Source organism: Mesorhizobium sp. M0663, assembly GCF_040320585.1.
Classification (GTDB): domain Bacteria; phylum Pseudomonadota; class Alphaproteobacteria; order Rhizobiales; family Rhizobiaceae; genus Mesorhizobium.
In genome coordinates this window covers 1-23,696 of record NZ_JAMYPX010000015.1, presented here as the reverse complement: position 1 = coordinate 23,696, position 23,696 = coordinate 1, and the positions used below count along the sequence as shown (strand labels likewise).

The window sequence follows — 23,696 nt, the reverse complement described above, 5'->3', positions numbered from 1 at the left end:
GAAGCTAGGCAACCTTGAGGGAGAAGGGCAATGACCGTGCACAGCGATGCCATGAAAGACGCCATTGGCCAGACGCGGGCGAAATGGGGGTGGTTCGTGGCGCTCGGGGTGCTGCTGCTTGTCTTCGGCGGCATCGCCTTCGGCAATCTGTTCATCGCAACCGTCGCCTCCGTCTTTGTCGTGGGCTGGCTGATGCTGATGGCCGGCATTGTTGAGATTATCCATGCCTTCGGCGTGAAGACATGGGGCCGCTTCTTCTATTGGCTGCTCAGCGGCCTCCTCTACGCCGTCGCCGGCTTCTTCGCCTTCGACAATCCGGTCCTCGCCTCGACGGTGCTGACCTTCCTCCTGGCGGTCGCGCTGCTTGCTTCAGGCGTGCTCAGGGCCTGGGTAGGCTACAGCCACCGGCCGCAGCCGGGCTGGGGCTGGGTGGTCGCGGCCGGCATCATCAGCGCACTGGCGGGACTGGTCATCGCCATGGGCTGGCCGGTCAACAGCGTGTGGGTGCTCGGCCTGTTCCTGGCCGTCGACCTGATCTTCCAGGGCTGGACCTTCATCGCCCTTGGCTTGGCACTGAAGAGATAAATTCTGGTTGAGCATGATCTTAATCGGAAAACCGGTTCCCAGTTTTTGCTTCGCTGACCTTCAGTTCGGGACCATGCTCTAAAAAGCTATGGCCGCGTCCAGCCCGGAAAGCGGCCTGACGCCGGCGAGCAGTGCCTTCGCCTCGGCCTCGTCACGCTTCATCTGGGCGACCAGCGCGTCAAGCCCATCGAACTTCACCTCCGAGCGCAGGTAGCCGAAGAAGGACACGGCACAAATCTCTCCATAGAGGTCGCCGGAAAAGTCAAAGACGAAGGTCTCCAGCAGCGGCGCGCCACTGTCGTCGACCGTCGGCCGGCGGCCGAAGCTGGCGACGCCATCATGTAGCGAACCGTCGGCGCGGCGGAAGCGGACGGCATAAATCCCTTCCTTGAGGGTGGCTTCCGGCGAAAGCCTCATGTTTGCGGTCGGAAAGCCGAGTGTCCGGCCGAGCTGCTGGCCGCCGATCACCTCCGCCTGGACGGTGAAACGGTAGCCGAGCAAGCCGGCGGCCTCGGCCACATTGCCCTCGCACAGCAGCGTGCGTATGCGGCTCGACGACACCACCTCGGCGCTTTCGTCGCGAAACGCATCCACCAGCGTGACGCCGAAGCCGTGGCGCTCGCCGGCAGCCATCAGATAGGCCGGACCGCCCTGGCGGTCCTTGCCGAAATGGAAATCGAAGCCGGTAACGGCGTGGCTTATGCCGAGGTTGCGCTCGAGCACGCCGGTGACGAAGGCCTCCGCCGACAAGGAGGCGAACTCGCGTGTGAACGGCTGTTCGACCAGCGCCGCAAAGCCCAGATGCGACAACAGCCGCGCCTTCATCGGCGGCGGCGTCAGCACGAACAACGGCATGTCCGGCCTAAACACCTTTCGCGGATGCGGTACGAAGGTCAGCACCAGGGCGGGTACGCCGCGACGCTCCGCTTCGGCGCGCGCGCGTTCGAGCACCGCCTGGTGGCCGCGGTGGACGCCGTCGAAATTGCCGATAGCCACCACGCCGCCGCGCAGATGGGCCGGCAGCGGTGCGGTTGCGGAAATGCGTTCGAACATGGCCGTCATGGCTTGAACCTATTGCAGCCTGGGAATCACCGCGACCGGCCTGTAGCCATATTTTTCCAGGAAGGCCGCGAGCCTGGCCGGATCCGGCTGCAGCGTCTCACCGTAATCGCGGGCATGGATGCCGCCCGATACGTAGAGCACGTCGAAGCCATTGTCGGCCGCGCCCTTGATGTCGGTCATCATGCCGTCGCCGATGGCCAGAACTTGCGAACGCTCGACCCGGCGGCCGAGAATGACGGCGATCTCCTTCATGGCGACGTCATAGACCGGCGCGTAGGGTTTGCCGGCGATCAGCGTGCGTCCGCCAAGCTGTGCGTATTCGCGGGCCAAAGCGCCTGCGCACCAGATCATGCGTTCGCCGCGCTCGACGACGATGTCGGGATTGGCGCAAATGAAGGGCAGGTTCCTGGCACGCAGCCTCTGCAGAAGATCGGCATAATCTTCCGGCTTCTCCACCTCGTCGTCGAACAGGCCGGTGCAGACCACGCCGGATGCTTCGAACTCCTCGACGAGTTCGACGTCGAGGCCCTCATAGAGCGTGAAATCCCGATCGGCGCCTATGTGGAAGATCTTTCGCGGCCCTTCGGCGATCAGGTCGCGGGTAACGTCGCCGGACGTCACGACACGGTCGTAGGCGGCGGGCGGAACGCCGATGGCGTTCATCTGTGCCACCACGTCGGCGCTGCGACGCGGCGAATTGGTGATCAGCACGACAGGTATTTTCGCCGCGCGAGCAGCGATCAGCGCGGCAGCCGCCGCCGGGAAATGCCATTCGCCATTGTGCACCACGCCCCAGACGTCGCACAGGATGGCTGAATAGGCTCCCGACAGGTCTGCGAGCGAACCGATGATGTCGGGCGAATCCGCCATGCCGTTGTCCCTGTACCATGATGCTTGCAAGCGCCGCGACCGACGGTCCGTAGCGGCCGGCCCGGATTAACCGAAGCGCTTCGCTCTGTCACCAGCTTTCGTTGTGCCCGCAAGATTGCCGCCCGGGGACGCCGGCGAGGACGTGATGGCGAAAGCCTTCTTTTTCAGAGCCTTATGGGGCTTTGCCGCGGAGCAGCATTGCCGATTGCGGACGTGTGGTTAACGGGCATTGAAAAACCGTGCCGACCTTGAACGTATTTTAGCAATCGGAAATTTAAAAATGCGTGGCATCGTCCGGAAAAAAACAGGGCGGGCGGGAATGCTGAAGGCAATGATCGGAAATTTCCGACGCGACAGACGTGGCAACTACTCCTTAATGACCGCAATCACCATTGTACCGCTGATGGGCGGGTTGGCGCTCAGTGTCGATTACGGGGAGTTGCTGCGCCAAAAGCACGAAACGCTGAACGCACTTGATGCGGCCGGCCTCGCCGCCGCCCAGCAGATCGTTGCCGGCGCCAGCGACGACGACGTCAAGGCCTACGCCAAGACATTTTTCGAAACCAATCTCGCACGTATCGACCCGGCGAACACAGCGCTGACCGTCACGCTGCCCAACAACAATGCCGGCGGCGGCACCTTGAAGCTCTGCGCCGGCCTCACCTTCCACCCCTATTTTCTACCGGCCGCCAGCCTGCTGATCGGCGGCACGGCAAGCGACACGACCTTCACCGAATGTTCGGAACTCCGCCTCAAGAACACCCTCGAAGTCGCGCTTGTGCTGGATAATTCCGGCTCGATGAGCGATCTCGGCTCCGGCACCGGCGAGAAGCGAATAGACCTGCTGAAGTCGGCCGCCAAGCAGCTTGTCGATACGCTGGCGCTTCAGGCGCAGCAGATGAAGCAGATCACCAAACCGGTGCAGTTTTCTCTCGTGCCGTTTGCGGCCTCGGTCAATGTCGGCCCTACCCACGACCAGGACAGCTGGATGGATCAGGACGGCATCTCCCCGATCCAGCACGAGGATTTCGACTGGACGACGATGAGTGCCGCCAACAATCCGGACAAATATGCCGAGAAGCTCAACGGCGTCTGGTACAAGCGCGGCACCGGCTGGGGCGAGACCAAGGACCAGCCGCTGACGCGTTTCAGCCTCTACGCCGACATGACGGTCGAATCGGGCCGCGAAGAGGTACCCAATTCGAAGCAATATGTCTGCGACACATACAAGAAGAACGGCACCTGCCAGTACGGCCACTGGAGCGCACCGGAATATATCTACACCACAAGCCGCTATGCGAGCTGGCAAGGTTGCGTCGAAGCACGGCCATATCCCTACAATGTCGACGACACCACGCCCGATACAGCCGCGCCGGCCACGCTTTTCGTGCCGATGTTCGCCCCGGATGAGGCTGGCACTCTGTGGCTCGATTTCAACCGTGACGGCATCAACGACGTCATCAGCACGTCCTACAATTACGGCAACAACTGGTGGGCCGATTGGCCCTATGTCGCCGGTCCTACCGCTTCCCAGCGCCAGTCTGACATGCGCAAATATTTCCTGGTAAAACCATACGGTTCGCAATCCGCAGCCGCGGGCGATGGGCCGAATTCCTCCTGCACCACCAACCCGATCACGCCGTTGAAGGACGTCAGCCAGGACGCAGAGAAGCAGGAGATCAAGGACGCCATCGACGCCATGGCGCCGAACGGCAACACCAACGTGCCGGAGGGCCTTGCCTGGGGCTGGCGAACTGTATCGAGCAACCCACCGTTCACCGATGGTCGGCCGAACAGCGAGAGGGGCAACGACAAGGTGGTCGTGGTGCTGACCGACGGAGCCAATACTTATAGTGCCGTCAGCGACGGCAGCTACGCCAACAACAGGTCGACCTACGCCGCCTACGGCTACACTGGGCTGACCTATCCGGGATCTGGAAGCGTAACCCGCCTGTTCATGAATACCAGCACCGATATCGGCAAGACCACCTATACCGGTGCCAACTACACGGCAGCACTCGACGAGCAGATGAAAACGCTCTGCGCCAATGCAAAGAATTCGAACGTTCTGGTGATGACGGTGGCGCTCGACCTGTCGCCCACAGATGCCAGCGACAAGAAGGCAATCGATGCGCTGAAGGCGTGTTCGTCGGATTCGCGCTTCCGCAAGGATTCGGCCGACCCGAGCAAGCCTGCCAAGCTGTTCTGGAATGCAACCGGCGCGACGCTGTCCGACAATTTCAAGGAAATCGCCAACGAATTGTCGAACCTGCGCATCGTCGGCTGAAGGCGATGGGATTGGCAACTAAGGCAGGGGGCCCGGCGCGCTGGCGCAAAGGCTCCTGCCGTCATGCCCTTGCGGGTGATGGAAGCATGTGGTGAGTGTCCCCACCCGGAGATGCGCTCTTGCCTGAACCCGCCAACCACCTTGCCTTCGCGCTGGTCTGCCTCGGCATGGTGCTGACGCCCGGCCCGAACATGATCTATCTGATCTCGCGCTCGCTGTCGCAAGGGCCGAAGGCCGGGCTGATCTCGCTGGGCGGTGTGGCGCTCGGTTTTTTGTTCTATGTGCTGTCGGCGGCGTTCGGCATCACCGCGCTGCTGCTCGCCGTGCCCTTTGCCTATGATGTGCTGCGCCTTGCCGGCGCGCTTTATTTGCTGTGGCTCGCCTGGCAAGCGGTGAAGCCCGGCGGGCGCTCGCCCTTCCAGATCCGCGAACTGCCGAAAGACAGGCCGCGCAAGCTGTTCGCCATGGGCCTGATGACCAACCTGCTCAACCCGAAGGTGGCAGTGCTCTATCTGTCGCTGCTGCCGCAATTCATCAGCCCCGGCAAGGGCCACGTGCTGTCGCAGCTTCTGGTGCTCGGTGCCACGCAGGTCGCGATCAGCCTGACCGTCAACGCCATCATCGCGGTGACGGCCGGCTCGATCGCCATCTTCCTCGCCGGGCGGCCGCTATGGCTGGTGATCCAGCGCTGGATGATGGGCACGGTGCTGACCGCGCTGGCCGTCAAGATGGCAACCGACGCGCAACGCTGATCGGTCCTACATCGGCCGCCTGACCTGCTCTGCCCGCTCCGGTTCGACCACCCTGCGGTAGAGATGCCAGGTCGCGTGGCCAAGGATGGGCATGACGACGGCAAGCCCGGCAAATAGCGGGATCGAGCCGATGACCAGGAGCACGGCGACCATCAGGCCCCACAGCGCCATCTGCAGCGGGTTTGTCATAACTGCGCGCGCCGACGTCTCGACTGCCGAGACCGCGCCGACGTCGCGGTCGAGCAGCAGCGGAAAGGCGACGACAGTCGTCGCCAGCACGATCGCGGCGAAGGCGAACCCGGCCAGGTTGCCGAGCAGGATCAGCGTCCAGCCCTTGCTGGTCGTCAGCACTTCGCGAATAAAGCCGACGATAGAGGCCGGAGGCTGATTGCCGTACAGGCTGGTGTAGATCGATTGCGCGGTGAACAGCCAGAGCAGGAACAGTACCACCAGCGTGATACCGATGACTGCAATCGCGGGCAGCGCCGGGGAGTGGCGCACGTCGAGCGCATGCCACCAGGATGTATCCATGCCGAACTCGCGCCGGCGGCTGATTTCGTAAAGGCCGATAGCGGCGAACGGACCGACCAATGCGAAGCCGGACATCAGCGGATAGATGAGTTGGATGGCGTTCGAGCCCGAGGTCCACTGCGTCAGGATCAGGCCGACCACCGGATAGATCAGGCACAGGAACACATAATGCGACGGCTTGGCCCAGAAATCCTCTACGCCGAGACGGAGCGCATCTATCAGATCCTCGGTGCTGATGCGGCGCACCGTGGGCTGTACATGCATTCCACGTGCGTCCGCCATGACATGAAAGCCGGCCATAACCTTTCTCCCGTGTGTCGGGGCGGTCACCGCCAGGATGGCCGCCCGCAGCTGCCACTTCAAGAACGCCCGTAAGATAGCGGATCTCGGCGTGCTTGTCGCCACCGCCCGGCGCCGGGGCGCCGGGCGGCTGAACGAACGGATTAGGCCGCGAAGCGATCGATCACCTCGGCCAGCGGCACGTGACCGAGGCAAGCGCCTGACCCGGCGGGCTTTTCGCCAGCCTCGACAGCGAGCGCGTATCGCACGGCCGGATCGGCTTCGATGCGGCGACGTAGCGCCGCCACCCTGGGATAAGCGGCGCCGTCGACCGCCTGGTGGAACTCCGCCCAGCGCGCCACGCCGATCAGCGTGGTATCGGCAAGCGTCAGCCGGTCGCCGACCAGGAAATCCGTGTCGAGGATCATCGCCTCGAGCTGGTCATGGCGGTTGGTAACGACCTTGCGGCCAAAGTCACGCAAGGTCGCCAGCAGCACCGGTTCGGCCGGCTCCATTTCATAAGCAGCCCAGAGCGGGGTGAAAGCGGCGGTGAAACCGGTGTTCACGAAAGCCATCAGCTGGTGCATCCGGTCGGCTTCCGGCGAGCGAGACTCAAAGCTGATACGACGTTGCGTATCGCGAGCTTCGAGCCAGGCGGCAATCGCCATGGTCTCGGTGAGCACCCTGCCTTCGTCGGTGATCAACACCGGCGTTTCCTGGCGGCCGTTGATACTGGCATAGGCGTCGTTCTTCATCTCAGCGAGCATGTCGACACGACACAGGCGGTAGCGTTGTTCGAGGCGTTCAAAAGCAGCGACAAGCCCCATCGAACTTCCCAGCGGGAAGCCGTAAAGGAGAATAGGTTCCATTTCTTTGTCTCTTCCATGATTTAGGGGTCACGCTGCGCAGCGAAACTTGACCCTAAACGCTGGTCGCCCCATGTAAATTACGCACTATTCTGTAACCAGGTCCCGCCATGAAAGATGTCGTCTCACGCTGCCCGATCGAGGAGACCATGCGTGTGCTCAGCGGTCGCTGGCCCACCTTGCTGCTCTATTATCTCAAGGACGGTACCAAGCGCTTCAGCGACCTGAGGCGTGACAATCCGACAGTGTCGCACCGCATCCTGGCGCTCGAACTACGCAAGCTGGAGGAAGCCGGGATTGTGCGGCGAACAGCGCATGCCGGCTATCCGCTACACGTGGATTACGACCTGACGGAGCCCGGTCTCAAGCTTGTGCCGCTCATCGACGCCCTGGGCGATTGGTGGGAAGATACCGAGGACGATCGGGCCAGCCGGGCTACATCGACGCCGGAAACCAAACTCGTGGCGGCGGAATAGCCGACCGGCGATCACCGCGCCGCCAAGAACTGCCGGCGAGAGCCCAGCGCTCCAAGCCGTTCATACATTAGATCCCGCAAGACCAAGGCGACCGGCTATGAGGCGCGCCATTGTGGTCGGCCAAACCGGACAAGGCACGGGCCATCCAGCACCAACTCCTGTAGCATAGCTCGCCAATCCCGATCACCTGACCCGCCGTTCGATCTCATTGCCCGATCAGATCGGCTTGACTATGCTGGATGGCTGTCGCTTTCGATTCTGACGTGAATGAAGAGCCTACTTATCCTCTTGAAGTTTCTCCTGAGACTTTGCCATTTGATCGTCCCCAAGTTCCATATTGTGCATCGTTGTAATCAACCATTCATCATGATCCCGCGTCGCCACTACGCTGATTAATCCGCGCCGACGCGGCCATTCGTTTCCCATCGGATCGAGCGCGCCAGTCATGGACCACCGCAGGTCGAGCGTGGCAACGTCAGGGCGAACAAGCCTGTTCCGCACGCTTTCGGCGGATAGATGGCTGTGCTTGAACATCTTCTCAAAAATTGGGGCATGGAACTGCTCGATCTTGTCACGTCCAGTCGCCTGCATACCGAAGACGTTTGTAAACTCGGCATCTGCCGCGAATACGGCGGCAAAGGCGCGAGCATCGTGACGATTCCAAGCTTCGATCAGCCTGTGCGCGACACTTTCCACCCCTTCAGTTCGGATGTTGCCGGTAGCCATGCTGATCTCCTGTCATATAGTTCGGTTGCCATACTATATGGGCACCATATAAGTTTGGAAAGATGGATAATCAGCCATACACGCAGTCTCTGCTTCTCTATGCTTATCAATCGTCGGCGAGCGCTTTGGTCCAGGTGCTCCGGGAGAGCGGCCATTCGGCAATCAAGCCCAAACACGGCGCTGTATTCGCCAACATCGACGCGGAAGGAACCCGACCCAGCGTCCTCGCAGAGCGTGCGGGCATTGGCAAAGCATCGATGGGTGAGTTGATCGATGAACTGGAGCGCCTCGGTTATGTTCGGCGTTCACATGATCCGAACGACCGACGGGCCAAATTAATCGTTGCAACTGACGAGGCGCTTGCGGTGATCCGGACCGTCCACGATTTCAATCAGCGTCTCGAAGACCAATACCGAAGGCTGCTTGGTGCTCAGGCGTACGAATCGCTCCGGTCGTCATTGCAAGCGATATCCCCCAGCGAAAATTTGCAACCGAGGATACCTCGCCAGCGCTCGTGAAGCCGCAAAGGTAGGGCAAAAGAAGCTCTCTGTCCGTGAATGCCTGACTGGGTATCGAGTCCCTGGGAGTGTCGAGCCCGAACAGCCGCCTGGGCGAATGCTGCCATCCGAGCAAGCCTGTTTCGATTGAGCGGTGAAATCAATCTGACACAGTGCCATCGCGTCGAAACCATTCATCACGCATTTTCACCGCCCTGCCCGGCAAAAGCCATGATCGCGGTTATGTCAGGCCGGCATGACCGTTACGAAAATCGAAAATTATGAGGCCCAACCAAGCCTAAGCAGGCGCGTGCTGCTCAGAGCTGCCGGCCTTGGCGCCCTTGCCGGGCTCACCGGATGCGCAACCGCCGTGCTGCCTACCGGCGAAAGCGCCGGTGTCTCTGCTTCCGCCGCCGGCACGCTGGCCGGCATCCGTGCTTCGGCGGGTCTCGGGCCGCTTGTCCCCGATGCGCCGCTCGAGCAGGCGGCGCTGCAGCAGGCCGGCTATATGGCGCGCGGCGGCCGAATGAACCACACCACCGGCTGGGGCAAGGACTTTGCCTCGCGCGTCAAAGACAATGGCATTGCCGGCGCTGCCGCCGAAAACATCGCCGAAGGCCGCTTCGACCAGCAGAAGCTGTTTGATATCTGGGTGCATTCGCCAGGCCACCGCCGCAACATGCTCGACCCGCGCTTCACCCGCTTCGGCCTCGCCTATGTGCGCGACGGCCGCGACAGCACGCTTCGCTATTGGTGCCTTGTGCTCGGCAGATAATTTCCGCCATTTGGTCGGCGGAAGCCTGCTGGCGACCGATCCGTCAGTTTTTGCGGCCGCCGCCGAGCAATTCCTCGATGTCCTGCGCACAAACCGGCCTGCTGAAATGATAGCCCTGCATTTCGTCGCAATTGTTCCTGCGCAGGAAAGCCACCTGATCATCTGTCTCAACGCCCTCGGCGATGACCCTCAGGTTGAGATTTTGCCCCAATGAAATCACCGCGCTGGCCACAGCCTGATCGTTCTCGTCGGCGGCGAGATCCTTGATGAAGGACTTGTCGATCTTCAGCCGCGCCACGGGAAAGGTCTTGAGTGCGCTGAGGCTGGAATAGCCGGTGCCGAAATCATCGATCGAGATCTGGACACCCAGGCTTTGCAGGGCGTTCATGGTGGCGACCGCCAGCTCGATATCCTGCATGATAAGGCTCTCGGTCACCTCCAGCTCGAGATACCTGGCCTCCAGGCCGCTGTCCTTCAGCGCGCTGACGATGCGATCGATCAGGTTGCGCTCCCTGAATTGCCGCGCCGACACATTCACGCAAACGGTCAAGGGCGGCAGTCCTGCGTCTTGCCAGGCTTTGTTCTGCCGGCACGCCTCATGCAGAACCCAGTCGCCGATCGGTACGATCAGACCTGTCTCCTCGGCGGTCGGGATGAACATCGTCGGCATTACCGTGCCAAGCGTTGGGTGGTTCCAGCGTATCAGCGCCTCGACCGCAAAAACCCGACCTGACCGAAGGTCCACCTGCGGTTGGTAGAGCAGCGTGAATTCCGAACGCGCCAAGGCGTTTCGCAACTCTTCCTGAAGCACGAATTTTTCATGCGCCCTGGTGTTGAACTCCGGAGCGTAAAACTGGAAATTATCGCGGCCGAACTCCTTGGCGCGATACATGGCCGCATCGGCATTTGCCAGCAGCGTATCGGGATCCGTTCCATCCTTGGGATAGTTGGCAATGCCGATACTGGCCGTCGCCCGCACAAGATGCGCTCCGAGCTGAACCGGCTCGGCGAGTGCAGCCCTGAGCTTTTGCAAGGTCTCGGAAACGAGATCGACGTTCGCCGGCTGGTCGAAAAGCACGACGACGAATTCGTCGCCGCCAAGTCGCACGACGGTATCGGTCGCCCGGACGCAGTCGACCATGCGACTTGCGACGATCTTCAGGAGCTCGTCGCCGGCATTGTGGCCGAGCGTGTCGTTGACGAATTTGAAATTGTCCAGATCGATGAACACCACTGTCACCCAGCGATCGTATCGCTGGGCGTACAAGACCGCCTGTGAAAGCCGGTCCTCCAACAAGGCGCGATTGGGAAGCCCGGTCAGCACGTCATGATTGGCCATGAAGTGGATCCGGTCTTCGGCCTGTTTGCGTTCGATGGCGATTCCGGCGATGCGCGTGGTGAAATCGATGAGGCGAGTCTCGGCCTCGGTCGGTTCGCGCACCGTCATAGAATACATCGCAAAAACGCCGAGCACGGCGCCCTGATGCGACAGGATCGGCGTCGACCAGCATGAACGCAAACCGTGTGGCCGCGCGAGTTCGCGATAGTCCTGCCAAAGCGGATCCTGCATGATGTCAGCGACAATCACCGGCTCGCGCCGATAGACTGCGGTACCGCAAGACCCTGCCCTTGGGCCTACCGCGGCGCCGTCGACGGCGTCGGTGTAGTCTCTCGCCAGGCTCGGCGCGGCGGCGTGGCGCAAGTGGCTGCCATCCTTGTCGAGCAGCAAGACCGAACCGAATATCCCCGCCAGTTGGGACTCGACCAGACGCATGAGCCGCTCGAGCACGTCTTCGAGGGGAGCGCTCTTTGCGATCATCTCGAGGATATGCGCCTGCCCGTCGCGAAGGATTTCGGCCTGCTTGCGCGCAGTGATGTCGCGGGCAATGCCGACGAGGCCGAAAATGTTGTTCTGAACGTTGCGCAACGGCAGTTTCGTAGACAGGAACCATTTGCCGGTGCCTGACGCATCGACGACGAACTCCTCCTGGTCGATCATCGGTTTTCCGTCGCGCATCAGTTGCTGCTCGATGAGGCGAAATTTCTGCGCAAGATCCGGCGCGTGAAGATCGAAGTCACTCAGACCGATCATGTCGCTCGTGCTGTCTCGACCGCTGTCGGACGCGATGGCTCGGTTGGCGACGACGAAGCGGCTTTCGGTGTCCTTCACCCACATGTAGTCAGGCACCAGGTCGATCAGCGTCTGCAAGGAGATACGCTCGTCGACGACCAAGCGGTTGGCGCTGAGCTCGCTGATGTCCTCATGCGTGGCCACCCAGCCGCCGTCAGGCATCGGCTGATGGCAGACCTGAATTGTCCGGCCATCGGCGAGCTCGGCTGTCCAGTTCCCCGAAGCCGTGCCCGAATTGACTGCCCGGGCCAACGCCAGATAAGCGTCCGCATTCATTGCCGAGGTTCCGACAGCGACGCGCCGCTCGACGATTTCGCGCAGCGCCGCACCCGGCTGCAATTGCTCCGGTGCAAGGCGATAGATTTCCGCATAGCGTCGATTGCACAGGATCAGCCGTTCATCGGCATCAAAGAAACAGATGCCTTGCGAGATGTTCTCTATCGCGGTCTGGAACCGCAGTGCCTGGTCCTGAAGTGCCGCAATCGTGGCGCGCAGCTCGCGCTCGAGGGCCTCATATGAGGCAGTCGCCAGTTGTGCCAGCGTCGTCAAATTTGCGGATTCGGGCGCGTCGGCGGTTTGCCTGGATGACTTCGTGGCCAAACACAATTCCTCCCGCTGATGCTTGAGGCAAGCTAAGGAGGCTCGCCTTCAACCCAAAAGCGACTGCATATTGGTCCGGATATACTAATGGCAGGTGAACCTGGCTCAACGCCGACGCTACCGGCACAGGCAACGGAAGCCGTGAGCCGGTCGCGGTGCCGGAGCCGTGAGACTTAGTCCATATGCGCGGCAGGCGCCCCACCGGCGGGCGGCGCAGCCTTTGGCTTGCGCAGCAGGAAAACAAAGGGGACAGCAAGCAGTGTCATCATCATCAGCAGCTTGAAGTCATTGACGTAGGAGATCATCATCGCCTGGATATTGACCATGCTATCCATCAGCGACAGCGCCGTCGGATCGCCGCCCGCCGCTGCCGGCGATGCCGCCCAGAGGTTGGGATTGAACGGATTGATATAGGCCGAGAGCTCGGCGTGATTGATCTGCGTGTTGCGTACCAGCAGAACCGTCACCACCGATACGCCGATCGACGAGCCAAGATTGCGCACCAGGCTGAACAGCGCCGTTGCATCGGTGCGGAAGCGTGCGTCGAGCGTGGCGAAAGCCACGGTGGACAGCGGCACGAACACCATTCCCATTCCAAGGCCCTGGATGACGCCGGAGCTGAGGATAAGCCAGTTGTCCATCTGCGGCGAAAAGCTCGACATCGTGTAGAGCGATTGCGCGGTCAGCAGGAAGCCGATGACGACGAGGATCCTGGCATCGATCCTGTGCATGATCCGCCCGACGAACAGCATCGCGATCATCGTGCCGACACCGCGCGGGCCCAAGACGATGCCTATGGTGAGGGTCGGATAACCGAAGATGGTCGACAGCATTGGCGGCAGCAGCGACATGCTCGCCAGGATGAGCACGCCCATGACAAAGATGAACGCGAGCCCGGTGACGAAATTGCGATCGAGGAAGATCTTCGGGTCGATAAAGGGGTGCTCCGCCGTCAACGTGTGGATGGTGAATACCCAGAAACCGGTGATGGAAAGACCAAGCTCGATCCATATCTCGATCGAGGAAAACCAGTCGACCTCGCCGCCGCGATCGAGCATCAGCTGCAGCGCGCCGACACCGAGCGAGAGCATGGTGAAGCCGAAGAAATCGAAGCTGCGCACGCGACGGGCGACGCTGGGAAGATATGCGGCCATGCCAAGGAAGGCGATGATGCCGACCGGCAGGTTGATGAAGAACACCCAGCGCCAGTTGAAATTCTCGGTCAGCCAGCCACCCAGCGTCGGGCCAAGGATTGGTCCCAGCATGATGCCGGCGCCCCAGATGGCCATGGCCTGGCCGTGGCGTTCCCTGGGGTTGATGTCGAGCAGGAAGGTCTGCGACAGCGGCACGATGGCCGCGCCGAACACGCCTTGCATGAGCCGGAACAAAACGATGGTCTCAAGGCTCCAGGCGATGCCGCACAGCATTGAGAAGACGGTGAAACCGACCACGGCCGTCAGGAACAGCTCCTTGCGGCCGAAGCGGTCGGCAAGCCAGCCGGTCACCGGCGTCATGATCGCCGCGGCAACGATGTAGGAGGTCAGCACCCAGTTGATGTTGTCGGGCGAGGCGCCGAGATCGCCGGTCATGGTCGGCAGCGCAACGTTGGCGATCGTCGTGTCGAGCGCCTGCATGATCGTCGCAAGCATGAGCGCAACTGTGATCAGGCCGCGGTGCGGTACTTCGCGAAAGGGTTCTGGGCTGCTCATGAGCTAAAACTTCCAGCAGGTAACAAAACGTGTACATTAGGTTTCCGGACGGCGAGGCCCTCGCTGTAGAGAGACCCTCATCGCGGTGGGACGCGAGCATCGATGTGGGGGTTACATCGACTGAGCGTCTCGACAAGCGGGCGCCTGCCGCCCGGAAACCTGAGGACCGAAGATCCTGCGCGGCGTTGTCTGCTCAGGCAGGCTACAGCGCAGCCCGTCCACGCATTCAACTTTTCCTGCGCCTCCCTCGGACCAATCCTGCATCCATCTCGCTGTTTGCTATGCGGCCGCTACCAGGCCTCTTTACCTGGCCTCGCCTGCCGTGGCGCGGCCGAAAATGCTCGGCAGCCCGCGGGAAACGCCGGTGTCCACCGTGACCGTCGCGCTCATGCCGGTGCGCAGCGCCGTCTTGGCGTCGGCATCGGCCAATTCCAGGCGGACCGGAATGCGCTGCGTGACCTTGACCCAGTTGCCGGTGGCGTTCTGCGCGGGCAGCAGCGAGAACTCGGCCCCGGTGCCGGCGCCGATCGCCTTGACGGTGGCTTCGAACGTCTTGCCCGGATAGGTATCGACCACGATTTCGGCCTTCTGGCCCGGCTTCATGTTGGTGAGCTGGGTTTCCTTGAAATTGGCGTCGACCCAGGTGTCGCCGGTCTCGACCAGCGAAAACAGCGGCGTGCCCGAACCGACATACTGGCCGACCTTGAACGAAGCGGCCTGGCTGATGATGCCGTCGGCAGGTGCCTTGACCGTGGTCTGGACCAGATCGTAGGCCGCCTTGTCGCGTGCGGCGAGCGCCGCCATTACCGTTGGATGCTTGTCGGTCTCGATGTCGGGATTGCCGCCAAGTGCCGCCTTGGCGCTGGCGATCCCTTGCTGGGCCACGGCCAGCTGCTGCTTCGCCTTGTCGAGGTCGTTCTTGGCTTCGTCCAGAGACGACTTGGCGTTGATGCCCTTGCGGGCAAGGTCGGCGGCGCGGTCATATTGCGACTGCGCGTACTGGACCTGGCTTTCGTCGGACTTCTCCTGCGCCAGCGCCTGGCTGTAGGCCGCACGCAGCTGCTCGACATTGAGCCGTGCGCCAGCCACCGCCGCGTCGGCCTGGGCCAATGCGATCCGGTAGGGCTCGGGATCGATAGCGAACAACACGTCGCCCTGCTTGACAGACTGGTTGTCGAAAATGTCGACCTGAACGATGCGGCCCGCCGTATCGGCGGCTATCGACACCTTGGCCTGCTGCAGATTGGCGTTCTCGGTCTCCTGATAGCGGCCGCCGGTCACCCAGACATAGCTGCCGCCGGCGATCAACGCAGCGGGCAGCACAAACATCAAAAGGAAGCGGCCGGCACGGCGCTTCTTCTTCGGCGCCACCGGCGCCGGAGCTATCTGCGGAGCGACCGTTACCGGAGCTGCCGCCGGCTTCGCGGGAGCTTCCATCTCCAGCTTGGCCGCATTCTCATCTAGTTTGGCTACCGCGTTCATGCTGCTGCGCCTTCCGTATTCTTCACTTTTTCCGAGGGCGGCGTCTCACCATCTGCAAGATTCTGCACCATTGTCTCCAGCGCCCTGACCAGGACGTGGCGATCTTCCGGCGAAACGCCAACGAGCGATTCCTCATAAACCTCGCCGGCAAGGCTCTTGACGTGGGTGTAGGCCGCGTTGGCCTTGGCGGTCGGGAAAATCATGCGCACTCGCCTGTCGGTTGCGTCGGGACGGCGCTCGATCCAGCCGCCCTCCTCCATGCGATCGACAAGACGCGAGACGCTGATCGGCTCGATTTCGAGAAGCTCGGCAAGCCGCGCCTGCGCGACACCCGCCTCCTTGGCGACACGTACCAGAAGCCGCCATTGCGCCGAAGAAAGGCCGAAACCACTGGCGCGCGCCTCGAAGCGCTTGCGCATCAGGCGCTGCACGTCGTGGATCAAAAAGCCCAATCTGTCGATGCCGTCGGAAACCATGAGCGACATATATAATAAGCGTGCTCATAATTCAAGGAGCCGGATTGTGCCAGAAGCCGGCAAGTGTGCATGGCAGTCACATCATGAGCGATTGCGAATGAGCATCGTGACCACGAAGAAAGCACCGAACGAACTGGTGATGATGCCGATCGGCAGTTCCTGCGGCGGCAGCAGCGTGCGCGCGAGAAGATCGCTTGCCAGCAACAGCACCGCTCCGAAGATAGCGCAGGTTGCGATCAGGCGAAGGTGTAGCGGGCCGGCAAGGGTCCTGGACAAATGCGGGATCATCAGGCCAACGAAACCTATGACGCCTGCTACCGAGACAAGGATTGCTGTCGAGAAAGCGGCGACGAGAAATGTCATCCTGCGCATCCGCGCAACCGGCACACCGAGGCTTTCGGCGGCATTCTCGCCGGCCAGGAAAGCGTCGAGCCGACGATGGTTCCAAAGTCCATAGACAAGGATGGTGCCTGCGCCCAGAGCAGCCAGCCCGACATTGTCCCAACGCGCGAGCCCGAGCCCGCCCATCGTCCAGAACAACACCGAGTGAGCGGCGCGCTGGTCTCCGGCAAAGACGAGATAGTTGGTCAAGGCGGTGAACATGAAGGAGACAGCAAGCCCGGCGAGGATCAGCCGTTCGGGGCCTTGCCCCCTCACCCGCGAAACCAGCAACAGCACGATGCCGGCGGCTAATACGCCGCCCGTGAAGGCCGCGACCGGCAACGTCCAGATGCCGAAATGGTCGCCAAAAATGGTGATGACGGAAACCGCGCCGGCCGCCGCTCCGGACGACAGGCCGAACAGGAACGGATCGGCGAGGTCGTTGCGCGTTACCGTCTGCAGCAGCGCGCCGATGACGCCCAGCCCGGCGCCGACACAGATGGCCATAATCGTGCGCGGCAGCCTGAGATCGACAACGATCTTGGCAATCGGGATCTTGCCGGCCGGACCGGACACGATATCTCCGTCCAGCCCGGCCGCATGTCCGAGCGCAGCAATCACGTCGCTCAGCGCGATGACCGTCGATCCATAGGCAATCGACAACAAAGCAAGAGCGGCAATTGCTGCTGCTCCTGCTGTCATGGCCAATTCGAACGCTCTCTGGCGCAAGCTCAGAAAGCTTCCGGGTGCATCGCCCTGGCGATCTTGCCGATCGCCTCGATGTTGGCAGGCCCAGGTGTCAGTTCGGCATAGCGCAGCGCGACGAAGCGTTCATTTTTGACCGCATCAGTCTCCTTCATCGCCGGATGGGCTTTGAGGAAATCGAGCAGTTTCCTGTAGCCGCCGCCGTCCTGGTAGTCGAGCAGGATAAGGAATTGCGGATTGCGGGCCGCCACCGTCTCCCAATCCGTATTGCCCCAACTCGTCGCCATGTCGGCCATGATGTTGTCGCCGCCGGCAGCAGCGATCATGGCGCTGGGGATCGCGAACTTGCCTGATGTGAAAGGTTTGTCTTCGCCGGAGTCGTAAAGAAACACGCGCGTTCCCTTGCGGTCGCCGATCTTTGCCGTGATATCGGCAAGTTGTGCCTTCCAGTCCGACACAAGCTTTCCCGCCTGGGCCTCCTTGCCAAAAATCTTGCCCAGCTTTTCGACATCACCATAGAGCAGGTCCATCGAGGCCGCGGGGCGGTTCTTGTCGAGATGGACGCAGCTTTCCGTCAGCACAAGCGTCTTGATGCCGTACGGCGCCAGCGTATCGGGCGTCACCTCGCCACCTGGTTTCATGCCGTAATACCAGCCGGCGAAGAAGAAATCGGGCTCGACGGCGACGAGGTTTTCGAGCGTCGGGTATTTCGGCGCGAGTTCCGGGATCGCGCCCTGCTCAGCCTTGAATTCCGGACCGACCTTGTACCATCCGGTGATGCCCGTCAGGCCGACGATCGACGGTTGCAGCCCCAGCGCGAAGGCCATCTCCGCCATGTTCAGATCTTGGATAACGGCGCGCTTCGGCGCGGCTTCGAACGTCAGCGGCGTGCCGCAGCTGTCAACGGTCACGGGAAAAGCGAAGGCGGCCTGGGCAAGCAGTAGGGGGGCAAAAGACAATACGAGGCGTTTCACGAATGTTGCTCCTTGGTCAGATCAGGATGGGAAGAGGCACGGTTAGGAACGTCGAAGATCGTAAGTTCGCGGTCCTCGGTGGGATGGCGCAGCCGAAGCATGTCGACGCCGAAAGTCTCGCGGATCAATTGCTTGGTCAGCGCCTCGTGCGGACCGGCGAGTGCCTGCAGGCGGGCCTCGTTCATCACCGCGACCCTGGTGGCAAATGGCGTGACCAGCGACAGATCATGAAGCACCGCCACCACGGTCATGCCAAACTGCGATACGAGTTCGAGAAGGTCGCTGCGGGCGCGCGGATCGAGATGATTGGTCGGTTCATCGAGGAACAGGATTTTGGGCTCCTGGGCGATGGCGCGCGCCAGCTGGGCGCGTTGCCGCTCGCCACCGGATAGCGAGCCGATTGTGCGGCCGAGCAGCGGCATCAGGCCGGTTCTGCGAAGCGCTTCGATGACGATGTCGCGTTGCTCGCTCCTTCGTCGCAAGCCCGCATGGGGGACGCGCCCAAGCTCGACATAGTCGATCACGGCAAGCCGCGGGTCGGGCTGATCGGTCTGGCCGACGACCGCCATGTGCAGCGCCCGCTCGGCGGCCGAAAATCTCTCCAGCCGGCGTCCGGAGAATCTCACGTCTCCTGCGCTTGGCCGCAGCGTACCGCAGAGCATGCGCAGCAGCGTCGTCTTGCCGGCGCCGTTAGGGCCGATGATGGCGAGGCGGTCGCCCGCCGCTAGCGAAAGGCTCACCGCACTGACCAGGCGCTGGCCATTTGCCGTCGCACTCAGTTCGCGCGCTTCAAGAAGAGGCTGGGAGGCGTCCAACTTACCGTCACTTTCTCAATGGCGACGGAAGGAAGCTGGACGGACCGGCCGACAAGACCGATGTCCACGTCTCCTCCCGGCACACCCCGTCCGGTCAACTCATGCTGATGGCAGGTCTCCTGGCTCGCGGGTCTTTGCGCCATCCTGCCTTCCCAGCCTTGCCGGCCAGTGGCACTTCGGATCTTGCTAACCGCTTACAGTTGCGGGGGCAGCCACGGCCTCGATCCGAAGACCTCACCGTGTTCCCTTTTCACCCCTTGCCTTTCGACTCGGGGACCATCACTCAGCCACCCTAATTTTCCGCCACTCACAGCGCAATAAATTTTCGGAGTTCGGACAGCCGCTGGAGCAAGGGTCTTGTCAGAAGGAGTCATGCATACCTCGTAATGTAATAACATTACGTACCTAGAGGACGTTGTCTGCTTCTGTCAACCCCCAACACGATTTGGGACAAATGGCTGCCGGCATCTGGGCGCGAGGTCGCCGATGCGCCGGAATTCGATCCCTGTAGCGGCAAGGCTGGAAATTTGGATACCGGTCAAAGTGTGAGGCGCGGCAGGCGACCCCGAAGCGCAGGAAGCGCTGCTACCGCTTGTGACGAGCATGCAGAAGATCGGCGTTCAGATGCTCAGACTATCGATCTCATCCAGGCGGAAAACGCTTCGATATGCGCTTGTCGGGGGTGATTGGCTACGCAGGCAAGGTAAAAGCCATAGCCTGGCAGACAGAGATCATGTGCCTTGACTAGCCTGCCAGCCTCGAGTTCGCCACTGACGACCACATCGCTGCAGATAGCGATACCTTGGCCTGCCGCTACCGCGTCAATCGCGTGCAGCTCTTCGCGGAAGCTTAGGTCCCATGCCTGGTTGGCATTGGGGATGCTGGGATCGATCGAGCGTGCGATCGCCAGCCATCGTTGCCAAGTCGGCGCTTCCGGGTCGCGGTTCGTCCAATTGAAATGGATGAGCGGGTATTGCAGCAGATCGGCGGCGCGCTCGATCTGTCGGTCGCCTCCTGCGAACAACTCCGGGCTGCATACCGGAAAGAATGCGTCCCGAAAAATTTCCTGCGCGGGAACATCCCGCGGCATCCTGCGCGCATAGCGGATCGCGACGTCGGCGTCACCGGCTCGCAGGTCCAGAACGGCGTCTGTCCCGATGATCTCCAGTGGAATGTTCGGATGCTGTTCGCGCCACTTCGACAGGCGCGGAACCAGCCATCGGCTGGCAAATGCATTTGGGCTCGTCACGCGCAACGGGCGTTGGCCAACTCCGGCCGAGGCTGATGCTATTGCCGCAGCGAAAGCGTCGAAGCCGCTGCAAATTACCGGGAATAGCCGTTCGCCCACGCCTGTGAGCACGAGCGGTCGTGGGCGCCGCCGGAACAGCAGTTGCCCACAGACCTCCTCCAGCAATCGAATCTGGTGGCTGATGGCCGTTGGCGTCACGCCGAGTTCCGTCGCGGCCTTCCTGAAGCTCATCAGCCTGGCAGCGGCTTCGAAGGCGCGAAGCGACCCGAGCGGCGGAAGTTTTCTCATCCAGGCAGTTTAGATGAATTTAGCTCATCCAGCGACTGAGATATTCGATTTTGCAGCGAATGGCGCCGCATGAGATCATTGTGATCCGGTGAACGACAGCGGCCTGTCCAACCGTGCTGAATCACGAAGGGTATCCCTCGATGAGCATGTTCAAGCTTATAGACGGTTCCGAGCCGACGTTGCAGGCGCCAGATATCGCCCGGCTCAGGCAGGCGATTAGCGGCGATCTGATCCTTCCGGACGACCCTGGCTATGACCAGGCGCGCAGAGTTTGGAATGGCATGGTCGATAAGAGGCCGGCGGCTGTTTTCTATTGCGCCGAATCCAGCGATGTCGTCACGGCCGTCAACTTCGCCCGATCGCAAGGCTTCCTCGTCGCCGTCCGCGGCGGTGGTCATAACGTCGCTGGCAGTTCGGTATGCGACGGCGGCTTGGTGATCGATGTGTCACGCATGAAGCGGATCGAAGTCGACCCGATCCGCCGTGTTGCGCGCGCAGAGGCCGGCCTGAACCTGGGCGAGTTCGACGCAGCCACACAGGTCCATGGTCTTGCGACGACCATGGGTGTCAACGCGGATACCGGCATAGCCGGACTGACACTCGGCGGCGGGTTCGGCAAGCTTGGCCGCAAACATGGACTGAGCTGCGACAACCTTGTCGCTGTCGAAATCGTGACGGCGGACGGCCGGTTGCTCACGGCAAACGCGGCCGAAAATGCAGATTTGTTCTGGGGCATTCGGGGCGGCGGCGGCAATTTCGGAATAGTCACCACCTTCGAATACAAGCTCCATCCAGTGGGTCCGCTTCTCATCGCGGGATCGATGTTATACCGCTACGAAGAGGCACGCGAAGCGATGCGGTTCTATCGTGCGTTCTCGAGCGGCGCCACGGATGAGCTGAGCCTGGATGCAGCACTTGTGACGGCGCCCTCGGGCGAACGCTTCTTCAGCATATCGGCGTGCTACATCGGCCCACTCGACGAAGGCCAGCAAATCATTCAACCTCTGAGAGAGTATGGCACGCCAGTTGAGCGCCGGGTTGCTCCTGTCCCCTATCTTCAAATCCAATCGGCCGGGGACAGCCTCTTTCCGCGCGGGCGGCGCTACTACTGGAAGGCGCAGTTCATGCGCGAAATCACAGATCAGGCGATCGATACCATGCTTGCGGCTTACATGACTGCACCCAGCGAATCGCTTCTAGTCCTGCAGCAGGTTGGCGGCGCCATCTCGCGAGTACCGATGGACGGAACGCCCTACGCCAACAGAGATGCACTTTACGATTGCTTCCCGATATCGATTTGGGACAATCCGTCTGACGACGAAACGCACATCCGATGGGCGCGCGACCTGTGGGATGCAATGAGACCGTTCTCGACCGGCGGCGTCTATGCGAATAATCTCGGCGAAGAGGGCACTGATCGGGTTCTGGCGGCTTACGGCGAGAATTATCCGAGGTTGGCCGCACTAAAGAACAAGTATGATCCCACCAATTTCTTTCGCTTGAACCAAAACATTAAGCCTGCGGCCTGAGCGACCGCCCCAGGCCGATGCTCGAAATTCTGCGGCGCTGCTACAGCTCCAAATTCCAGTTCTGGCCGACCAGATCCTTGCCAAAGGAATGGTGGCGCTCCTCGTTGGTCAATTTAAAGCCCGCAGCCTCATAGATGTGGCGAGCGGCGGCGAGCACGCCGTTGGTCCACAGCGTCAGTGTCCTGTAACCCCTGGCGCGGCAAAAGCCGACACATTCCTCGACCAGCCGCTTGCCGATCCCGAGGCCGCGCGCCGAAGGCTCGACATAGAGCAGGCGCAACTTCGCCACCGCGTCCGACTGGCGCACGACGAAGACGGAGCCGACGACCTCGCCTTCCCGCTCGGCGATCCAGCTGCGTTCCCATTTCGGATCGAAGGATTTGACGAAGGCACCGAGGATTTCGGCGACCAGCGCTTCATAGGTTTCGTCCCAGCCATATTCCTGCGCGTAGAGCAGGCCCTGGCGATGAATGATCCAGCCGATGTCGCCGACTTGCAGAGGCCGCAGCATATAGGGAATTTTGGGCTCGGCGCTTCCGCCCAGCAAACGCTGCACCGTCTGCATGGCCTTGACCAGCCTGTCCTGTTCGGCAACCGAAAGCCGTTCGAGCAAAGCCCCGACCTGGTCGTGCGAACCCTGGTTCAGCGGCGCGAAGGCCTGCCGCCCGGCCTTGGTCAGCGCGATCGACGAGCGCCGCGCATCCGCCTCGATCGTGGCGCGCTCGACCAGATCACGCTCCTCGAACTTCTTCAGCAGCCGGCTGAGATAACCGGCATCGAGGCCGAGATCGCGCGCAAGGTCGGTGGCGGTCAGGCCATCGCGATGCGCCAGCTCATAGAGCACCCGCGCCTCGGTCAGCGAGAAGGTGCTTTTCAGCAGCCCTTCGTCGAGCAGCCCGATCTGGCGGGTGTAGAAGCGGTTGAAGGCTCGCACCGCGTCGATCCGCTCCTTGCCTGGGTGATGATGAATGGTCATGGCATCCTCCTCCCGGCAAGATCAGCGATTTAGTTGACTTGGTCAAGTATCCGTTTGAAGCAATTGTCCTGATTATGCCCAGCGGGCGCCTTGACTCGCACGAGCTGCCAGCCTATTTCAGCGCCACGTTAGCACTCCCCCAAGATGAGTGCTAACCACATGTCCGGCGCCGCCGGACGGAGGAACTGTTCTCACCATTCTCATCGAGGAATAAAAAATGGCAAAGTCGAAGTTCCGCCCGCTTCATGACCGCGTGGTCGTTCGTCGGGTCGAATCCGAATCCAAGACCGCGGGCGGGATCATCATCCCCGATACGGCTAAGGAAAAGCCGCAGGAAGGCGAGATCATCGCCGTCGGTTCCGGCGCCCGCGACGAAGCCGGCAAGCTCGTCCCGCTGGACGTCAAGGCCGGCGACCGCATCCTGTTCGGCAAGTGGTCGGGCACCGAAGTCAAGCTCAATGGCGAAGACCTTCTGATCATGAAGGAATCCGACATTATGGGCATCATCGGCTGAATATCGGCCTCACCCTCGTTTAAATCTTCGGGCTCAATCCAAGCCCCTGCCAGGAGCTAAAAATGGCTGCCAAAGACGTAAAATTCTCCCGCGACGCTCGTGAGCGCATGCTGCGCGGCGTCAACATCCTCGCCGACGCGGTGAAGGTCACGCTCGGCCCC

Annotated in this window: 22 protein-coding genes, 1 pseudogene and 1 riboswitch; of the genes and pseudogenes, 9 read left to right on the top strand and 14 right to left on the bottom strand. The window is 61.6% G+C overall.

Going from position 1 to position 23,696, the window contains the following annotated elements; all coding sequences use genetic code 11:
- Window positions 1–30 precede the first annotated feature (30 nt).
- Complete coding sequence (locus tag NKI54_RS22875) at window positions 31–585, top strand: HdeD family acid-resistance protein (RefSeq protein ID WP_023674340.1); 555 nt, start codon at window positions 31–33, stop codon at window positions 583–585.
- Between the two features lie 78 nt (window positions 586–663).
- Here NKI54_RS22875 and NKI54_RS22870 read toward each other — a convergent pair whose 3' ends face one another.
- Window positions 664–1,647, bottom strand: coding sequence for a bifunctional riboflavin kinase/FAD synthetase (locus tag NKI54_RS22870; protein WP_023674339.1), 984 nt, complete (start codon window positions 1,645–1,647; stop codon window positions 664–666).
- A 9-nt stretch (window positions 1,648–1,656) separates the two neighbouring features.
- Entirely contained in the window at window positions 1,657–2,517 is an 861-nt protein-coding gene (locus tag NKI54_RS22865; RefSeq protein WP_023674338.1) for a TIGR01459 family HAD-type hydrolase, read from the bottom strand.
- A gap of 331 nt (window positions 2,518–2,848) precedes the next feature.
- Here NKI54_RS22865 and NKI54_RS22860 point away from each other — a divergent pair, with 331 nt between their 5' ends.
- Together NKI54_RS22860 and NKI54_RS22855 are read left to right on the top strand one after the other, a co-directional pair.
- A complete protein-coding gene (locus NKI54_RS22860; RefSeq protein WP_023674337.1) occupies window positions 2,849–4,804 on the top strand; it encodes a pilus assembly protein in 1,956 nt (651 codons plus the stop codon).
- A gap of 119 nt (window positions 4,805–4,923) precedes the next feature.
- On the top strand, window positions 4,924–5,556 hold the full coding sequence (locus NKI54_RS22855) for a LysE family translocator (protein ID WP_023674336.1): 633 nt from the start codon (window positions 4,924–4,926) through the stop codon (window positions 5,554–5,556).
- A 6-nt stretch (window positions 5,557–5,562) separates the two neighbouring features.
- Here the strand turns inward: NKI54_RS22855 and NKI54_RS22850 are convergent, their stop codons facing one another.
- Entirely contained in the window at window positions 5,563–6,387 is an 825-nt protein-coding gene (locus NKI54_RS22850; protein WP_023674335.1) for a DUF2189 domain-containing protein, read from the bottom strand.
- A 143-nt stretch (window positions 6,388–6,530) separates the two neighbouring features.
- Window positions 6,531–7,235: a glutathione S-transferase family protein gene (locus NKI54_RS22845; protein ID WP_023674334.1), complete on the bottom strand. Its 705-nt coding sequence runs from the start codon at window positions 7,233–7,235 to the stop codon at window positions 6,531–6,533.
- A gap of 107 nt (window positions 7,236–7,342) precedes the next feature.
- On the opposite strand from NKI54_RS22845, the gene NKI54_RS22840 reads away from it, so the two are divergent.
- Entirely contained in the window at window positions 7,343–7,708 is a 366-nt protein-coding gene (locus NKI54_RS22840; protein ID WP_023674333.1) for a winged helix-turn-helix transcriptional regulator, read from the top strand.
- A gap of 276 nt (window positions 7,709–7,984) precedes the next feature.
- Here the strand turns inward: NKI54_RS22840 and NKI54_RS22835 are convergent, their stop codons facing one another.
- Entirely contained in the window at window positions 7,985–8,434 is a 450-nt protein-coding gene (locus NKI54_RS22835) for an SgcJ/EcaC family oxidoreductase (RefSeq protein WP_352636559.1), read from the bottom strand.
- A gap of 62 nt (window positions 8,435–8,496) precedes the next feature.
- Here NKI54_RS22835 and NKI54_RS22830 point away from each other — a divergent pair, with 62 nt between their 5' ends.
- Both NKI54_RS22830 and NKI54_RS22825 read left to right on the top strand, forming a co-directional pair.
- Window positions 8,497–8,952: a MarR family winged helix-turn-helix transcriptional regulator gene (locus NKI54_RS22830; protein ID WP_352592996.1), complete on the top strand. Its 456-nt coding sequence runs from the start codon at window positions 8,497–8,499 to the stop codon at window positions 8,950–8,952.
- 235 nt (window positions 8,953–9,187) lie between these two features.
- The gene (locus NKI54_RS22825; protein ID WP_352636558.1) at window positions 9,188–9,706 is read left to right on the top strand and encodes a CAP domain-containing protein; all 519 of its coding nucleotides are present in this window, start codon (window positions 9,188–9,190) and stop codon (window positions 9,704–9,706) included.
- Window positions 9,707–9,749: 43 nt separating this feature from the next.
- On the opposite strand, the gene NKI54_RS22820 is transcribed toward NKI54_RS22825, so the two are convergent.
- The 7 genes from NKI54_RS22820 to NKI54_RS22790 all read right to left on the bottom strand — a co-directional run bounded on the left by NKI54_RS22820 (window position 9,750) and on the right by NKI54_RS22790 (window position 18,979).
- Window positions 9,750–12,437 carry an EAL domain-containing protein gene (locus tag NKI54_RS22820; protein WP_352636557.1) on the bottom strand — a complete coding sequence of 896 codons (2,688 nt, stop codon included), beginning with the start codon at window positions 12,435–12,437 and terminating at the stop codon, window positions 9,750–9,752.
- A gap of 173 nt (window positions 12,438–12,610) precedes the next feature.
- Complete coding sequence (locus tag NKI54_RS22815) at window positions 12,611–14,146, bottom strand: DHA2 family efflux MFS transporter permease subunit (RefSeq protein WP_352636556.1); 1,536 nt, start codon at window positions 14,144–14,146, stop codon at window positions 12,611–12,613.
- 303 nt (window positions 14,147–14,449) lie between these two features.
- Window positions 14,450–15,628, bottom strand: a complete 1,179-nt coding sequence (locus NKI54_RS22810) for an HlyD family secretion protein (RefSeq protein ID WP_352517859.1) — start codon at window positions 15,626–15,628, stop codon at window positions 14,450–14,452.
- A complete protein-coding gene (locus NKI54_RS22805) occupies window positions 15,625–16,104 on the bottom strand; it encodes a MarR family winged helix-turn-helix transcriptional regulator (RefSeq protein WP_352517870.1) in 480 nt (159 codons plus the stop codon). Before NKI54_RS22805 ends, NKI54_RS22810 begins: the two co-directional genes overlap by 4 nt.
- A gap of 81 nt (window positions 16,105–16,185) precedes the next feature.
- Window positions 16,186–17,187 carry a FecCD family ABC transporter permease gene (locus NKI54_RS22800; RefSeq protein WP_352624298.1) on the bottom strand — a complete coding sequence of 334 codons (1,002 nt, stop codon included), beginning with the start codon at window positions 17,185–17,187 and terminating at the stop codon, window positions 16,186–16,188.
- A gap of 29 nt (window positions 17,188–17,216) precedes the next feature.
- A complete protein-coding gene (locus NKI54_RS22795) occupies window positions 17,217–18,164 on the bottom strand; it encodes an ABC transporter substrate-binding protein (protein ID WP_352636555.1) in 948 nt (315 codons plus the stop codon).
- On the bottom strand, window positions 18,161–18,979 hold the full coding sequence (locus tag NKI54_RS22790; RefSeq protein ID WP_502897392.1) for an ABC transporter ATP-binding protein: 819 nt from the start codon (window positions 18,977–18,979) through the stop codon (window positions 18,161–18,163). Before NKI54_RS22790 ends, NKI54_RS22795 begins: the two co-directional genes overlap by 4 nt.
- Window positions 18,980–19,071: 92 nt before the next feature.
- Window positions 19,072–19,275: riboswitch (cobalamin riboswitch) on the bottom strand.
- Window positions 19,276–19,410: 135 nt separating this feature from the next.
- Between NKI54_RS22790 and NKI54_RS22785 the strand changes: the two are divergent.
- A pseudogene (locus NKI54_RS22785) lies at window positions 19,411–19,528 on the top strand (AraC family transcriptional regulator); the annotation flags it as partial.
- Window positions 19,529–19,607: 79 nt separating this feature from the next.
- Here NKI54_RS22785 and NKI54_RS22780 read toward each other — a convergent pair.
- Window positions 19,608–20,516 carry a LysR substrate-binding domain-containing protein gene (locus NKI54_RS22780; RefSeq protein ID WP_352517858.1) on the bottom strand — a complete coding sequence of 303 codons (909 nt, stop codon included), beginning with the start codon at window positions 20,514–20,516 and terminating at the stop codon, window positions 19,608–19,610.
- Between the two features lie 140 nt (window positions 20,517–20,656).
- Here NKI54_RS22780 and NKI54_RS22775 point away from each other — a divergent pair, with 140 nt between their 5' ends.
- Entirely contained in the window at window positions 20,657–22,045 is a 1,389-nt protein-coding gene (locus tag NKI54_RS22775) for an FAD-binding oxidoreductase (RefSeq protein ID WP_352636554.1), read from the top strand.
- A 40-nt stretch (window positions 22,046–22,085) separates the two neighbouring features.
- Here NKI54_RS22775 and NKI54_RS22770 read toward each other — a convergent pair whose 3' ends face one another.
- On the bottom strand, window positions 22,086–23,021 hold the full coding sequence (locus tag NKI54_RS22770; RefSeq protein WP_352636553.1) for a bifunctional helix-turn-helix transcriptional regulator/GNAT family N-acetyltransferase: 936 nt from the start codon (window positions 23,019–23,021) through the stop codon (window positions 22,086–22,088).
- Window positions 23,022–23,238: 217 nt separating this feature from the next.
- Here NKI54_RS22770 and groES point away from each other — a divergent pair, with 217 nt between their 5' ends.
- The gene (gene groES, locus NKI54_RS22765; RefSeq protein ID WP_006203049.1) at window positions 23,239–23,535 is read left to right on the top strand and encodes a co-chaperone GroES; all 297 of its coding nucleotides are present in this window, start codon (window positions 23,239–23,241) and stop codon (window positions 23,533–23,535) included.
- The last annotated feature ends 161 nt before the right edge of the window (window positions 23,536–23,696 follow it).